This is a genomic window from Micromonospora sp. NPDC005553 (assembly GCF_042871765.1).
In the GTDB taxonomy this organism is placed as follows: Bacteria; Actinomycetota; Actinomycetes; order Mycobacteriales; family Micromonosporaceae; genus Micromonospora.
Window position 1 is genome coordinate 920,329 of record NZ_JBIAJD010000002.1, and the last position, 14,651, is coordinate 934,979.

Below are 14,651 nucleotides of genomic sequence, written 5' to 3' on the forward strand. Positions count from 1 at the left end.
TGGCACAGACGTGAGCGTTACGCGCAGCGCAGACCTGATATTGCCCGTCCTGATCGTCGCGACCTGGCTGGTGCTGACCATCGCCCGTCGGGTGTCGATGTGGTTCTTCGGCCTGGCCGCCGGTGCCGCCCTGCTCTGCCTGCCCGCCGGAATCATCGCAGGCCACCTGGATCTCAACGACGGCGAGTGCTCCCCACGGGCCCTGTGCTTCTCCGCGGCCATGGTTGACTGGTGGCTGAACGGGCTTTTCGGCCTAATGGCAGTGGTCGGGCTGGCGATTCTTTCCGGGGTCCGCAGACTGCTTCGCGGTGACGATTCAGAACGGCAGGCGATGTGAGTCAGGGGCCTGGACGGATCCAGGCCCCTTCGCTCACGAACTCACGGTTGCACTGTGGCCGGTTCCGCCGTTGCTGGTGCCATCGGAGCGAGAGGAAGCGCTCGGACGCTGCGACCCAGGATCCGCCACCAAGGACTGCATCGCCTCGGACAGATCGATGAGAGCGGCCCTGATCGCCTGAAGCGTCGGAAGGGCCATCGGATTGCCGCGCTCTATCGCCTCGTCCGAACCCCGAAGCTGATTTTCCAGACGGAGCAGTGCGGTGCCAGGTTCGAGGCCCAATTCGTTGTTCAACCGCTGGCGGAGCCGATCGAGCACCCCGAGGCCGTCAGCCGTCCGTCTCGCCTGGTGCAACGCCTGCGCCAGGTGGGCATGCATGAGTTCGTTGTAGGGGTAGGACTTGGTCCAGAGGCTCAGGTCGGGAATCAGTTCCGCGTGCCGACCCTGGCCGAACTCCCAGTCAATCAACTGCTCCAGGGCCCTCACCCGCATCTCCTCCAGCCGGGCGGCCTCGCCGGCCAGGCGATCGGAGCCGACATCCTCCAGTGCGCCTCCGCGCCAGAGCGTCAGCGCCTTCCGGAGCCGTTCGGCCGCGCGACCAAGGTCACCACGTCGCGCGAACTGGGAAGCGGCGTCGTACTCGGTACGGAAGAGGCGCTCGTCGACCGAGTCCTCTTCTACTTCGAGTACGTAGTGATAGCCCTGACGTCGTACCGTTCGCGGGTGCTCGTACTCTGCCAACAGATAATTGATCCGACCCACACAGTTCTGCACCTGCTGGCGGGCGGTGGCCGGTGGGTCGTTCGGCCAGACGACGTCGATCAGTCGTTCCACCGAAACCGCATTGGATCCGCTGATCAGCAGCGCTGCGAGCAGTTTCCGATGACGTGGACTCGAAATTGGGACGAACGAATCGCCCCTTTGAATGGTCAATGGCCCCAATAGTCTGTACTTAACCATTTCACCCCCGTGGTGAGCAGTTGAGCGACTATGTCAGCCAAGGCCACGTAAAGTCAAGGGACTTCAATGCGTCGGGCGTACTTTGGGTAGTTTGATGCTTTCGGATCAGAGACGGTAGACGACGGCGTCGCCGACCTCCTGCCGGCTGATGCCGAGCGACTCGACCGGCGCGTCGATGGTGATTTCCCACGGCGTGCCAGCCACCTGGCCGCGCAGCAGGACCACACTGCGGACACCGAGCGTGCGCAGGTATTCGACGCTGGTCTGGTCCGGGAACGACTGGCTCACCCGACGGACGTCGTCGAGCTGGCGCGGTGTGAAGCCGCTACCGCCGTTGACCACGTCGGGGAACCCGCTGGTCGACCAGAGCATCACGTGCTGGTCCAGGCTCTGACTGCTGGGCAGCACCAGCATCGGCCCCTCCGCCGAACGCATCGCCGCCGGTTGGGTCGGCACCACCGGGTGCGGGGTGGTGTTCAGGCCCTCAACGGTGACCAGCAGCAACGGCAGCAGGGTGGCCATCCGCAGCCACGGCCCCGGCCACGACGGGATCCGCTGCGCGGTCAACTCGCGGACCCGGTCGGTGAGCGCGGTGACCGCGCCCGCCGCGAGCAGGCCGAGCAACAACGTGGTCCAGAGCATCAACCGCCCGGGGGTACGCAACGCGCTCCAGCCCGGCAGGTGCTCGAAAAGAGGTACGTAGGTGAAGGTGCCGTCGAAGAAACGGGTGCCCATCGCGAAGACCATCGTCAGCAGCACCCCGGCGAGCAGCAGCAGTCGGTGCCGCAACCGCCAGACTGAGAAGAACAACCCGCCCGCGGCGAGCGCGTAGAGCACGAAGCCCGGCAGCAGGGTCATCTCCGGGTGCCACGGCAGCGCTGCCCGTGCACCCTCGTGCAGCCCACCCCAGATCCGCGACTCCCCGGGCGCTGTCACGAAGCCCGACGCCGGTGGCGAGAAGAGGCCGATGTCGCCGATGGTGCGCTCGGCGTACGGGTGCAGCTCGGTCACCTTGAAGAACGGGAACGCCATCAGCAGGCCGACGCCGGCGAACAACACCCCGCCGAGCACGTCGGCGGCGAACAACCGGCGACCGAACGGAACGGCCTGCCCGGTGCGCAGCCGCCGCGCGAAGAACAGGACGGCGGTGACCAGCACCGCACCGGCCAGGAAGTACGCGAATGGCAGCCCGATGCCGAAGCCGAGGCTGAGTTGCCAGGCCGCCACCAGCCAACCCGCGTAGACCCAACCGTCGTGCCGGCGCTCCGGCCGGTAGCCGTGTCGCAGCGACCACCCGTGCCCGCGCGCCAACATCGCCAGCGCCAGCGGAATGCCCCCGTTGGAGAGCACGTGCAGGTGCCCGGCCTGGGCCAGCAGCCACGGCGCGTAGGTGTAGCTCACGCCCGCGACGGCCGCGCCGATCCGGCCGGCCCCGAGCTGTCGGGCCAGCGCGTACGCCCCGAGCGTGGCGAGCGCGTGCGCCAGCACGAACATGATGTTGTAGCGCAGCACGGCGTCCTCGGGACCGCTGCCGAGCATCCCGGCCGGGGCGTACCCGAGCAGGGTGTCGGAGAACGCGAAGCTCCACAGCTCGGGGAAGAACGTGTTGGACTGCCACAGTCGCGCCGGCTCGGCCAGCAGGATGTGCCCGGACCAGGCCATCTGCCAGGCTTGCAGGCTCGGGTCCCAGTAGTCCTGCGGAAGGGTGTAGCGCGGATAGCGCAGCGTCGGCCAGGTCATCAACACGGCAAGCGCCAACGCGCCGAGGGCGGCCAGGGTCCACTCGTGGATCAGGAACCGCCCGACCTCCCGGCCCGCCCGAGTGAAGATGGAGGGCCGTGGCTCCGGTGCGGAGGCGAATGCCTCCCAACGCTCCGGGCCGACCGGCTTTGCCTCGCTGTCGGCCTTGTCCGTAGCGTCGGCGCCGTCCGCCTTCGCGTCCTTGGCCGTGCCGCTGTCCTTAGCCGGGTCGCTGTCCTTAGCCGGTTTGCTGTCCTTGGCCGCGTCGTCTTTCTTGGCCGCGTTGCCCTGCTTGTCGCCGTGCCGGGCCGTGTCCTTGCTGGCGGCACCACTCGTCGCGCGGTCTGCCCCGGCGTCGCCGTTCGGGGTGGCTGCGGTCGTGTCGCCACCGACAGGCGGGGACTGGTCCGCGGTGGTTTCGGCGGGGGCCTTGTCGGAGGTGCGAGCCGGCTGGGTGGGGGTGCCGGCCGCGGCAGTGGTGGCGGGTTGACTCTCGCCGGCCGCGCCGGCGGGGGTGGGCCGCGCGTTGCCGGTCCCGGGCTGTCCGCTCGTCATGCCGCCGGGCTCTCCGCTCCGAGCTGCTCACGCAGAAAGTCGATGTCGGCGGCCTGGCCGGTCACGCCGCCCGGTGTCTCGACGACCACCGGCGCGCCGGCCGCCCGGATCACCGCAACCACCAGCTCCGGGTCGATCGTCCCGCCGCTCAGGTTGTCGTGTCGGTCCTGGCCGGAGTTGAACGCGCCCTTTGAGTTGTTGGCGTGCACCAGGTCGATCCGCCCGGTGATCGCCTTGACCCGGTCGACCAGGCCGAGCAGCTCCTCGCCGCCCGCGTACGCGTGGCAGGTGTCCAGGCAGAAGCCGACCTCGTAGTCACCGATGGCGTCCCAGAGTCGGGCGAGCGCGTCCAGCCGTCGGGCGCAGGCGTTGTCACCGCCGGCGGTGTTTTCGATCAGGACCGGTACGCCGAAACCGCCGGAGTCCGCCGCGTACGCGAAGGTCTTGCGCCAGTTGTCGAAGCCGACGGCCAGGTCGTCGCCGGCGTTGACGTGCCCACCGTGGACGATCAGGCCCTTGGCGCCGATGGCGGTGGCGGCGTTGGCGTGCCCGAGCAGCAGCTTTCGGCTCGGGATCCGGATGCGGTTGTTGAGTGTGGCCACGTTGATGACGTACGGCGCGTGCACGTAGAGGTCGACCTCGGCGGCGCGCAGCCGATCGGCGTCTTCGCGAGGCTTGGGCGCCTTCCAACCCTGTGGGTCGGCGAGGAAGAACTGCACGGTCTCGGCGGACCGGGCGGCCGCCTCCGCCAGCGGGTCGGTCGAGTCGACGTGGGCTCCGATACGCATGCGAGCGAGCCTACGTCGCGCCCCCGACCGGCGAGGCGACGGCCGGGGCGGTGTCGCGTCACCGGAGGGACCGACGATCGTTGATGGGTGTGAACCGGCGACCAGCGTCCCGGTGCCGCCAGCGGCGCGAGCGTCGCACACGGCGACCGGCGGTCGACGGCCGACAGCGAGGTCACCCCCGTGGCGCGGCCCGGCGCAGCGGGGGCGACCCATCGCACAACGGGTACCGAGCGACGACGGATCTCGGAAAATTGTGCTTTTTCCCCCTACAAGGTATGAGTGCTGTTGTATCGTCAGATAACAACACGATAAAGCTCCGCGGGGCGTCTTCGGTCCAACCTCATCGGTGTGGTCGTTCCTCCCCAGGTCCCACCCAAGGAATGCGGACCGGACGCCCCGCGGCCTCGTAGACGGGGGTTCACCACCGACCGGTTGACGGTCGGACGGTGGGCCCCCGTCGGCTCGTCCGGGTCCGGTCCCGACCACCCCGGGCATGATCGTTGGGACCGGGTATCCTGGTCAGGTTGTCCGCGTCCGGCCGGGTTCCCTCGGCGCGTGCGGGCAGCGACACAAGACCTCCTGCCACGGAAGGACCGTGGCCGCTTAGCCCACAGGAGGTGAGCACGTCTTGCGTCACTATGAACTGATGGTCATCCTCGACTCCAGCCTCGAGGAGCGCACCGTCGCACCGTCGCTCGACACGTACCTGAACGTGATTCGGACCGCGGGTGGCTCGGTTGAGAAGACCGACGTGTGGGGCCGCCGGCGCCTCGCGTACGAGATCAACAAAAAGGCCGAGGGCATCTACGCCGTCATCGACCTGCAGGCCACGCCTGCTGCGGTGGCCGAGCTGGACCGTCAGCTCCGGCTCAACGAGTCCGTGCTGCGCACCAAGGTCATCCGACCGGAAATGCGCTAAGCCTTCCAACCCCCGGTTCGTCCGGATCAGCCTCCGCGACTCTGTCGGAGGGCTCTGAGAGCCTGTACGACGAGACGCTGAGTGCGCGAGGAGATGGTCATGGCAGGAGACACCACCATCACGGTCATCGGCAATCTGACCGATGACCCCGAGTTGCGGTTCACCCCCTCCGGGGCTGCGGTCGCCAAGTTCCGAGTCGCTTCGACGCCCCGTTTCATGGACAAGGCGTCGAACGAATGGAAGGACGGCGAGCCGCTGTTCCTCGCATGCACCGTGTGGCGGCAGGCCGCCGAGCACGTCGCCGAGTCGCTGCAGCGTGGCGCCCGGGTGATCGTGTCGGGCCGGCTGCGTCAGCGGTCGTACGAGACCCGCGAGGGTGAGAAGCGCACAGTCATCGAGCTTGAGGTCGACGAGATCGGCCCGTCGCTGCGCTACGCCACGGCAAAGGTGCAGAAGATGTCCCGCTCCGGCGGCGGTGGCGGCGGCTTCGGTGGCGGCGGTGGTGGTGGCAACCAGGGCGGCGGCGGAGGCAACTTCGACGACCCCTGGGCTTCGGCCGCTCCCTCTCCCGCGCGTGCCGGTTCGGGCGCCAATTTTGACGAGGAGCCACCGTTCTAATGGCGCCTAGCGCTCGCGATCGCAAACCAGGAGCACGTGCAACGGCCAAGGCTGCGGCACTGCGCAAGCCCAAGAAGAAGGTGAACCCGCTCGACAAGGACGGGATCGCCTACATCGATTACAAGGACACCGCGCTGCTGCGCAAGTTCATCTCCGATCGCGGCAAGATCCGCGCTCGTCGGGTGACCGGCGTGACCTCGCAGCAGCAACGTCAGATCGCCCGTGCGGTCAAGAACGCCCGTGAGATGGCGCTCCTGCCGTACACGGCCACCGCCCGCTGAGAGGAGGCACCGATATGAAGATCATCCTGACTCAGGAAGTGTCCGGCCTCGGTGCCCCAGGCGACATCGTCGAGGTCAAGGACGGCTTCGGCCGTAACTACCTGCTGCCGCAGGGCTTCGCGATCGTCTGGACCAAGGGCGCGGAAAAGCAGGTCACGGTTATCAAGCGGGCCCGTGGGGCTCGCGAGATCCGCGACCTCGACCACGCCAACGAGGTCAAGGCTCAGCTCGAGGGTCTCAAGGTCAACCTGAAGGTCCGCGCCGGCGACGGCGGACGACTCTTCGGCTCGGTCACCCCGGCCGAGATCGTCGACGCCGTCAAGACGGCCAGCGGCCCGGTCCTCGACCGGCGTCGGCTGGAGGTGCCCGGTCACATCAAGTCGACCGGCACCTACCCCGTGAAGATCAAGCTGCACCCCGAGGTGACCGCGTCGTTCAACCTGAACGTCGTTCAGGGCTGACGTCCGCAACACCACCACGAGAGCCCGCACCGAGCGATCGGTGCGGGCTCTCGTGCGTACGTCATCCAAGCCGGCAACCCGGGCCACGGCCGGGCGTGCCCCGACCCGCCGACAGGTCAGCCGATGGGCTGGCCCGTCACCGCGCTGATCAACACCGTGGAGAGGCCACCGCCCACCACCGCGGCGGCCACCGCGATGGTCGCCGAGCGCCAGGTCGTACCCACCCGCCGCAGCAGCGCCGCCACCACCAGGCTGCTCACCAGGGCCAGACCGAAGCGCGGCGAACCGGCCAGAAGTGACTCCAGCGCGCGGGACCGGGCCGACTCACACCCACCCCCGCTGATGTCGGTCACACAACCAGCCGGTGCCTGGCTGTCCAACGTCAACAGCCAAACGAAGATCAGCATCGCCGGCACCAGGTAACAGGCCGCCGTATACAGCAGAGGCCGGACGGACCCACCCGGATCCGGGTCGAGCAGGTCGTCCTCCAGGCGCCGCGCCCAGGCACCCGTGGCCGCCGACTCGACCCGCCGACGTACCGACGCCGTGCCCACCGCCGGCCGGTCCGCCCTACGCCGGGGCGTACCCGGACGCGGCGCAGGCGCAGGCGCGCTGCGCGGCCGTGGGGCGGTGTATCCCACCACCGGAGACCGGGGCGCCGACGTCGTCGGGTCCATCCAACGCGGGTCGTCATCAGCCAACCGGGTGCCGGACCAGAACCCGTCCTCCCGGCTCGGCCACCCCTCGGCAGCCGCCGGGCGATCGGAGCGCGGCGCCAGCGTACGGTCCCACTGGTCGTCCTCGATCGCGGACCGCTCCCACTGGCCGGTGCGGTCCGACCGTTCCCAGCCGCCGACACTCTCCACCGCCGACCACTGCCCGCTCAGGTCCCCGCTGTCCGCGCCGGCCGCCGGTGGCCACGCGTGCACGCCCGAGGCGTCCCACGGGTCCACAGCAGGCGGGTACGACGGATCCGGCTCTGCCACCTGCTCCGAACTGCGGACCCACGGGTCGGCCGCCGGACGGGACCAGGACTCCTCCGCCGCACGACGGCTACGCCGGGTGGGACGGCTCGGCTCCTGGTCCGGGACCTGCTCACTCGGGGGAGACTCCGGCTCCCCGCCCGACCAGATCACCTGCGGACGGCCAACCGGCGCGCGGCGGGGACGCCGTTCCGAGACAGCACCAGAGATTGGCTCGTCCTCGCCGGCGTCGGCCCGTCGGCGGCCGGAATAACCCTGGTCCTGCGGACGGTCGAGCGTCCACTCCCGGGTGTGGTCCGAGTCTGGCGCCGGGCCGATCGCTGCCTGCTCCCGTCGACGCGGCTCGCTGCCCCGCCGCCGACCACCCGACGACTCGGCGGACCGTCGGCCCGCCCCGGAGATCGGCCGCTCGGGCTCGTCCTCGTCGTCGTCCGGTGCCGCGTGCCGACCAGCGCCGTCCGCGTGCCGGACCCCTGACTCAAGCGCCCACCGGGGCAGGTAGGCGTCGACAGGCTCGTCCTGGCCGCGTTCCAACGCACGTCGACGGCTGGAGGTGCGGTAGCGCCCGTCCTCGTCGTACGGATCAACCGGAACGGACGCCGCGCGCTCACTCCACGAGGCGGTTGGCTGGCGCTCGCGCGGGTTGCCATCGCCGCGTCCCCAGTCCCGGTAATTCACGGCCGGAGTGTGACCCTTCTGAACCGAAAGCGGAATCCGCTGTCCAGGTGTAGCCGTTCGCTGGAGATAGTACGGGACGATCGTGTCACAGGCCCGACCGAAATATTCTCCTCCACAGGCTGGGGAGTATGTCTTCGCAGTTCAACGACTTATGGTCGAGAATTCCCCAATGGTTATCCACAGGCTGTGCACACGCTGCGCACATGCTGTCCACCGGGATCCACAGGTTGTCCCGAGGCTCGTCCACCGGCGTTGTTGAGTCTCTGACCTCGGGGTCCGTATGGTTGGCCCTCGACCGCCGGCGATGGCCCCCGATCGACCGGCCCGGTCGGAGGAGAAGTGTCGCACCCCAGCAGTAGAGCTGGGGTTGGATCCGGCGCAGTGGAGGGGGGACCCGTGTCGGTCACCGACGACATGCGGGCAGAGCCACGCTCCGGCGGAGGCCAGCCACCCGCACAGCGGGATGGCCAGTTCGACAAGACCCCGCCCCAGGACGTTGCGGCCGAGCAGTGCGTCCTCGGCGGCATGCTGCTCTCCAAGGACGCCATCGCCGATGTCGTCGAGATCCTCAAGACCAACGACTTCTACCGGCCGGTGCACGCCACCATCTTCGACATCATCCTCGACATCTACGGCCGGGGTGAGCCGGCCGACTCGATCACGGTCGCGGCGGCCCTCGCCGACTCCGGGGATCTGGTACGCATCGGTGGCGCGCCGTACCTGCACACACTCATCGCCAGCGTGCCCACCGCCGCCAACGCCGCGTACTACGCCCGCATCGTCAGCGAGCGGGCGGTGCTACGCCGACTGGTCGAGGCCGGCACGAAGATCGTGCAGCTCGGCTACGGCACCGCCAGCGGCGGCAGCCGCGACGTGGACGACGTCGTCGACCTCGCCCAGCAGGCCGTGTACGACGTCACCGAACGGCGGGTCAGCGAGGACTTCGCGATCCTCGCGGACATGTTGCAGCCGACGCTGGACGAGATCGAGGCGGTGGGCGCGACCGGCGGCATGATGACCGGCGTGCCGACCGGCTTCAGCGACCTGGATCGACTGCTCAACGGCCTGCACGCCGGACAGTTGATCATCGTTGCAGGCAGGCCTGGTTTGGGTAAATCTACGGCAAGTATGGACTTTGCCCGAAATGCAGCTATTCGCGCCAACCAGGCCGCAGCCATCTTCTCGCTGGAAATGAGCAAGGTCGAGATCGTCATGCGGCTGCTCTCCGCCGAGGCGCGGGTGCCGCTGCACGTGTTGCGCAGCGGTCAACTCTCCGACGACGACTGGACCAAGCTGGCCCGATGCATGGGCGAGATCAGCGAGGCTCCACTCTTCGTCGACGACACGCCGAGCATGAACCTGATGGAGATCCGGGCCAAGGCTCGACGGCTCAAGCAGCGGCACGACCTCAAGATGATCGTGGTCGACTATCTCCAGCTGATGACCTCACCGAAGCGCACCGAGAGCCGCCAGCAGGAGGTCGCCGACCTGTCCCGTGGCTTGAAGCTGTTGGCCAAGGAGGTCGAGTGCCCGGTGATCGCGGTCAGTCAGCTGAACCGTGGCCCTGAGCAACGCACCGACAAGCGACCCCAGCTATCCGATCTGCGTGAATCAGGCTGCCTCACGGCGGAGACCCGCGTGGTTCGAGCGGATGACAATACCGAGATCACGCTCGGTGAGCTGTTGTCCAGCGGCGCAAAGGGCATCCCGGTCTGGGCGTTGGACGAGAGCCTTCGCTATACGCCTCGCACCATGACCCACGTCTTCCCGAGCGGCACTCGCGAAGTGTTCCGGCTGACCCTCGCGTCGGGCAAGCAGATCGACGCAACAGCGAACCATCCATTCCTAGCGTTCACCGGCTGGTTGCCGCTCGGTGAGCTGTCGCCCGGAGATCGCATTGCTACGCCCCGACACCTACCGCCTCCCATGGTCACCCGCCCGTGGGCCGACGCCGAGGTGGTCATGTTGGCGCACCTGTTGGGCGACGGGTCCTTCGTGCGGCACCAACCCATCCGGTACGCAAGTTGTGATGAGCTGAACCTGCAGGCCGTGGCGGAAGCAGCGAAGCACTTCGGGATTGCCGCCGTCCGCGACGACTATGCGGCTGCGAGGGTGACAACCCTCCGCCTGCCGGCGCCTTATCGCCTGGCTCGCGGTCGGCGTAACCCGATCGCGTCTTGGCTGGACGAGCTGGGTCTCTTCGGGTTGAGGTCACACGAAAAGTTCCTTCCTTCTGCTGTCTTCAGCCTGCCCAAGGAACAGATCACCAGCTTCCTGCGGCATCTCTGGGCCACGGACGGTTCGGTGACCGTCAACGGCACAGGCCGCGGAGGGCGCGTATATTTCGCGTCCACGAGCCGTCGAATGCTTGAGGACATCTCTCGACTGCTCCTCAGGTACGGCATTACAGCCCGACTGCGGGCCGTACCAGTCGTAGGACATCGGCCTCAGTACACGCTCGACATCTCCGGTCGGGACGACCAGTTGAGGTTCCTGCGCGAGATTGGCGTCTACGGGCAACGCTCGGAGGGCTGCGCTGCTCTGCTTGCTGCTCTGGAGTCGACGGAGAGCAACACCAACGTTGACACCGTGCCGCGCGAGGTGTGGACCAGAGTCAAGGAAATTCTGGTCGAGCAGGGCATGACGCACCGTGAGTTCGCGAAGGCCATCGGCACCCAGTTCTGCGGCAGCACCCTCTGGAAGCATGCGCCCAGCCGCTCCCGGCTGGCGGCGATCGCCACCGTCCTCGACGCGGCCGACCTCGACCTGCACGCGACCAACGACATCTTCTGGGACTCGATCGTGTCCATCGAGTCGCTGGGTGAGCAGGAAGTGTTCGACGCGACTGTGCTTGGGAAGCACAACTTCATCGCCAACGGCATCTCCACCCACAACTCGATCGAGCAGGATGCTGACGTCGTCATCCTCCTGCACCGCGACGACTACTACGACAAGGAGTCGCCGCGGGCCGGGGAGGCGGATTTTATTGTTGCCAAACATCGAAATGGGCCCACCGACACGGTGACCGTCGCGGCTCAGCTGCACCTGTCCCGCTTCGTCGACATGGCCATCGGCTGACCGACGCGGCAGCCTGTCGTCGGTCAGCCGAGCAGTGGGAACCAGCCCGCCGACTCACCCAGCTCCAGCCGGTCCCGGTCGGTCAGCGGTACGCGCCCGGTGGCCTTCAGCAGAAAGTCATTGTCGTCCCAGGCGGCGGGTCGAACTGTGTCGTCGCTGAGCAGGCCGTCCATTGTCGCTACCGCGACCTGTACGGCCAGTGGGCCGGGCGGCGGAGCGTCGGGCAGTTCCAGCGTCAGGTCCAGGTGGTGGACGGCGGCCTCGGTGGTCAGGGTGGCGAGGAAATCCGGTACGCGCAGCACGTGTCCCTGGGTGGTCACGTACCCGTCGGGGTCGGCTGACGCGGCGGCGCGGACCGCGGCCGGGGCGGTGTCCCGCCAGAGTTCGACGATCCTGGTCGGACGGTCGAAGGCGGCAGCCGAGCGGCGGACCCACCAGGCATGGCGGGCAGCCTCGTCGGTGTCGGCGCCGGGAAAGTCGCGCCAGTAGCTCACGTCGTCGACGTCGGCGGGGCCGTCGACCGGGCTGGCCAGGGTGACGAGTGCCCGCTGGGCGTCGCCGAGCACGTGCAGGAGCAGGTCGGCGATGAGCCAGCCCCGGCACCGGGTGGCCTGTTGCAGGCCGGAGTCGTCGAGGCGACCGACCACCGCTGTGATGCCGTCGTACGCCTGGGCCAGCGCCTCGTCCGGTCGGATCGCGGTCATGCGATTCAGCCTCGCACGAAGCGTGGCGCGCGCCAACGATCAATGGCGCGGGCGGTGTGCCCGGGTCGACGCGTGATCGACCCGGGCGGAAGGTCGGCCCGGGGTCAGCCGAACATGTCGTCGAGGAAGCCCTTGCGCTTCTTCTGCCGGTAGTGGCCGTGGTAGCCGTGGTGTTGCTGCTGCTGGTGGCCGTAGGCCGGCTGCGGCGGGTAGCCGTGGGCGGGCGGCGGGGGCGGCGGGACCGTGCCGTAACCGGGCTGGTGCGGCGGGGGCGGCGGGGGTGGGTAGCCGGCCGGCTGTTGCGCGGGCTGCCCCGGCGCGCCTCCGGTCTGTTGGCGGCTCCAGTTGGCCTCCGCCTCGAACAGCTTCTCCAACTCGCCGCGGTCCAGGAAGATGCCTCGGCACTCCCCGCACTGGTCGATGACGACGCCGCTGCGCTCGTACTGGCGCATTTCTCCGTGACACTTGGGACAGGTGAGGCTACTCATCGCCCGACGGTACCCGGTGGACCTATGCAGTTGCTGTGAGCGCCTTGGTGACTTCTTCGTCGGTCACCTCGTGGAAATCGTCGTAGTAGGCGCTGACCGCGCCGAAGTCCGCTGGGCGTTGGGCGCAGACGACCTGGTCGGCCTCGGCGGAGAGCAGTTCGTACGCCTCCTGCGCGCCGACCGGGACCGCGACCACGACGCGGTGTGCCCCGAGTTGGCGGACGACCTCGACGGCGACGCGGGCGGTCGCGCCGGTGGCGAGGCCGTCGTCGACGATAACGGCGGTCCGCCCGGTGAGGTCCACCTGTGGGCGGTCGCCCCGGTAGAGCCGTTCCCGGCGCTCCAGTTCGGCCTGCTCCCGGTGACGGACCTCGGCGATGTCGTCGTTGCTGAGTCGGCTGGCCACCGGGTCGTTGAGCACCTGGACACCGCCCGGCCCGAGTGCGCCGAAGGCGACCTCCCGGGCCCACGGCACGCCGAGCTTGCGGACGACAAGCACGTCGAGTGGTGCGCCGAGCCGTTCGGCGACGACCCGGGCGACCGGCAGGCCGCCCCGGACGAGGCCGAGGACGACGACATCCGGTTCGCCGATGAGCGCGGTGAGCCGTTCGGAGAGCACCCGGCCGGCGTCGGCCCGGTCGCGGTACGTGGTCATGCCTTCAGGTCTACGCCCTGACGTGCCGTTCCGCCCGCAAGTTAGGCCGAAGTGCTCCGACCGGAGGTTTCTTCGGCAACGGTGGCGGTCGGTGTGTCGACCGGGCGGTGCAGGGCGGGGGCCCAGGTCAGCAGGGCCAACGGGTACAGCAGGTAGCCGAAGCGGGTGGTCGGCATCAGGGCGATGGCGGCGAGCAGCCCGTACCCGCAGATCAGCGCGGTGGCGACGGCGGTGCGGGGCGGGCGGCGGGCGAGCCGGACGGCGATGGCCAGTCCGGCGGCGACCAGCAGCCCGGCGGCGATCAACCGGCCCGCGGGTAGCGCGTTGGCGATCAGGTAGCCGGGGAACGGGGACTGCGCGGGGCTGGTGACCAGCCCGTGGCCGAGGGGGAAGCGCAGCACGTTCTCGGTGAGGGCGTCGCGGTCCACCAGCAGCGCCGGCAGTAGTGCGGCGACGGGCAGTCCGATCGCGCCGGCGGCGACCCGGGTTCCGGCGCGTCGGGTCAGGCCCCAGACGATCAGGACCAGGGCGACCGGCCAGGCGAACAACTTCAGCGCGCCGGCGAGTCCGACCGCGACGCCGGCCCGGCCGGGCCGGTCGGCGGCGGCGAACGCGAGGGCCAGCAGGCAGAGCGCGAGTACGGGTAGGTCGTCACCGCCGGTGGCGAGGGTGAGGGCACAGATCGGCAGTACGGTGGCGGCCTGTACACCGCGCAGCAGGGCGGCGTCCCGTCGGCGGGTCGCGCCGTTGGTGGCCTGGCCGGGGGTGGCCTCGCTGGTGGTGGCCGGTGTTCGGCGTAGGGCGGCCACGGCCAGGGCGAGCGCCAGCGCGGTGCCCACCGCGAACCAGACCCGGGAGTCGGTCCACCAGGTGTCGAGCAGCGCCCTGGGCAGGCCGAACATCGCCATGCCGGGCTGGTACGGGGTGTAGCCCATCAGTTGCTCGCCCGGTGGCAGAGCGGCGATGGCGTCCGGTCCGAGGTACGGCGTGCCGTGTTCCAGGAGGCGGCTGCCGGCCTGCTCCACGACCAGCACCTCCTCCTGGGCCCGGTCGGTGCGCCCACCGGCCCGGTCGATGCTCTGCCAGGCCAGGGGCAGCAGTGTGGTGGCGGCCCAGGCGAGACCGGTGACCGCCCAGCGGGCTGGCAGACCGGTCAGCCGGGAGGTTGCAGAGCGTCGACGCAGCAGAAGTTGGGCGGTCACCGTCAGCGTCGCGAGTAGGTAGCCGACGGCGGCGACCGCGCCCCAGGCGCGGTGCGGCAGCAGGGTGGACGTGACAGCTGTGATCGCCGCGAAGGCGGCCGACACGGCGTAGAGCCCCAGGTCGAGGGCGAGCCCGCCAGCGGCGTTGTCGACAGTGCGCCAGTGCCAGCGACTGCGGTGGGCGGTCGGGTCGTCGACGATCAC

The 14,651-nt window shown here is 69.2% G+C and carries 14 protein-coding genes; 6 read left to right on the forward strand and 8 right to left on the reverse strand.

All coding sequences use genetic code 11. The features are described from left to right. Positions 1-10: 10 nt before the first annotated feature. Positions 11-337, forward strand: coding sequence for a hypothetical protein (locus ACFYPG_RS11635; protein WP_355004529.1), 327 nt, complete (start codon positions 11-13; stop codon positions 335-337). Positions 338-370: 33 nt separating this feature from the next. On the opposite strand, the gene ACFYPG_RS11640 is transcribed toward ACFYPG_RS11635, so the two are convergent. The 3 genes from ACFYPG_RS11640 to ACFYPG_RS11650 all read right to left on the reverse strand — a co-directional run bounded on the left by ACFYPG_RS11640 (position 371) and on the right by ACFYPG_RS11650 (position 4,380). After that, on the reverse strand, positions 371-1,297 hold the full coding sequence (locus ACFYPG_RS11640; RefSeq protein ID WP_355004528.1) for an AfsR/SARP family transcriptional regulator: 927 nt from the start codon (positions 1,295-1,297) through the stop codon (positions 371-373). Between the two features lie 105 nt (positions 1,298-1,402). Next, the gene (locus tag ACFYPG_RS11645) at positions 1,403-3,592 is read right to left on the reverse strand and encodes a hypothetical protein (protein ID WP_387351669.1); all 2,190 of its coding nucleotides are present in this window, start codon (positions 3,590-3,592) and stop codon (positions 1,403-1,405) included. Then, positions 3,589-4,380 (reverse strand): deoxyribonuclease IV, encoded by a 792-nt coding sequence (locus ACFYPG_RS11650; protein ID WP_387351670.1) that lies wholly within the window; start codon positions 4,378-4,380, stop codon positions 3,589-3,591. The genes ACFYPG_RS11645 and ACFYPG_RS11650 overlap by 4 nt, the downstream gene beginning before the upstream one ends. Before the next feature lie 628 nt (positions 4,381-5,008). Between ACFYPG_RS11650 and rpsF the strand changes: the two genes are divergently transcribed. The 4 genes from rpsF to rplI all read left to right on the forward strand — a co-directional run bounded on the left by rpsF (position 5,009) and on the right by rplI (position 6,659). Further along, complete coding sequence (gene rpsF / locus ACFYPG_RS11655; RefSeq protein ID WP_036391391.1) at positions 5,009-5,299, forward strand: 30S ribosomal protein S6; 291 nt, start codon at positions 5,009-5,011, stop codon at positions 5,297-5,299. 81 nt (positions 5,300-5,380) lie between these two features. Then, positions 5,381-5,917 (forward strand): single-stranded DNA-binding protein, encoded by a 537-nt coding sequence (locus tag ACFYPG_RS11660; RefSeq protein ID WP_181518404.1) that lies wholly within the window; start codon positions 5,381-5,383, stop codon positions 5,915-5,917. Then, positions 5,917-6,198, forward strand: a complete 282-nt coding sequence (gene rpsR, locus ACFYPG_RS11665) for a 30S ribosomal protein S18 (RefSeq protein WP_091249063.1) — start codon at positions 5,917-5,919, stop codon at positions 6,196-6,198. Before ACFYPG_RS11660 ends, rpsR begins: the two co-directional genes overlap by 1 nt. 14 nt (positions 6,199-6,212) lie before the next feature. Next, positions 6,213-6,659 carry a 50S ribosomal protein L9 gene (gene rplI, locus ACFYPG_RS11670; protein ID WP_387351672.1) on the forward strand — a complete coding sequence of 149 codons (447 nt, stop codon included), beginning with the start codon at positions 6,213-6,215 and terminating at the stop codon, positions 6,657-6,659. A gap of 116 nt (positions 6,660-6,775) precedes the next feature. On the opposite strand, the gene ACFYPG_RS11675 is transcribed toward rplI, so the two are convergent. Beyond that, entirely contained in the window at positions 6,776-8,320 is a 1,545-nt protein-coding gene (locus ACFYPG_RS11675) for a hypothetical protein (RefSeq protein WP_387351674.1), read from the reverse strand. A gap of 381 nt (positions 8,321-8,701) precedes the next feature. Here ACFYPG_RS11675 and ACFYPG_RS11680 point away from each other — a divergent pair, with 381 nt between their 5' ends. Further along, positions 8,702-11,398, forward strand: a complete 2,697-nt coding sequence (locus tag ACFYPG_RS11680; protein ID WP_387351675.1) for a replicative DNA helicase — start codon at positions 8,702-8,704, stop codon at positions 11,396-11,398. Between the two features lie 23 nt (positions 11,399-11,421). Here ACFYPG_RS11680 and ACFYPG_RS11685 read toward each other — a convergent pair whose 3' ends face one another. From ACFYPG_RS11685 to ACFYPG_RS11700, 4 genes are all read right to left on the reverse strand, one after another. Beyond that, positions 11,422-12,102 (reverse strand): maleylpyruvate isomerase N-terminal domain-containing protein, encoded by a 681-nt coding sequence (locus tag ACFYPG_RS11685; protein ID WP_355004522.1) that lies wholly within the window; start codon positions 12,100-12,102, stop codon positions 11,422-11,424. Between the two features lie 104 nt (positions 12,103-12,206). Then, positions 12,207-12,590: a zf-TFIIB domain-containing protein gene (locus ACFYPG_RS11690; protein ID WP_355004521.1), complete on the reverse strand. Its 384-nt coding sequence runs from the start codon at positions 12,588-12,590 to the stop codon at positions 12,207-12,209. Positions 12,591-12,612: 22 nt separating this feature from the next. Further along, positions 12,613-13,245 (reverse strand): phosphoribosyltransferase, encoded by a 633-nt coding sequence (locus ACFYPG_RS11695; protein WP_387351677.1) that lies wholly within the window; start codon positions 13,243-13,245, stop codon positions 12,613-12,615. A gap of 41 nt (positions 13,246-13,286) precedes the next feature. Beyond that, on the reverse strand, positions 13,287-14,651 hold the full coding sequence (locus tag ACFYPG_RS11700; RefSeq protein WP_387351679.1) for a glycosyltransferase 87 family protein: 1,365 nt from the start codon (positions 14,649-14,651) through the stop codon (positions 13,287-13,289).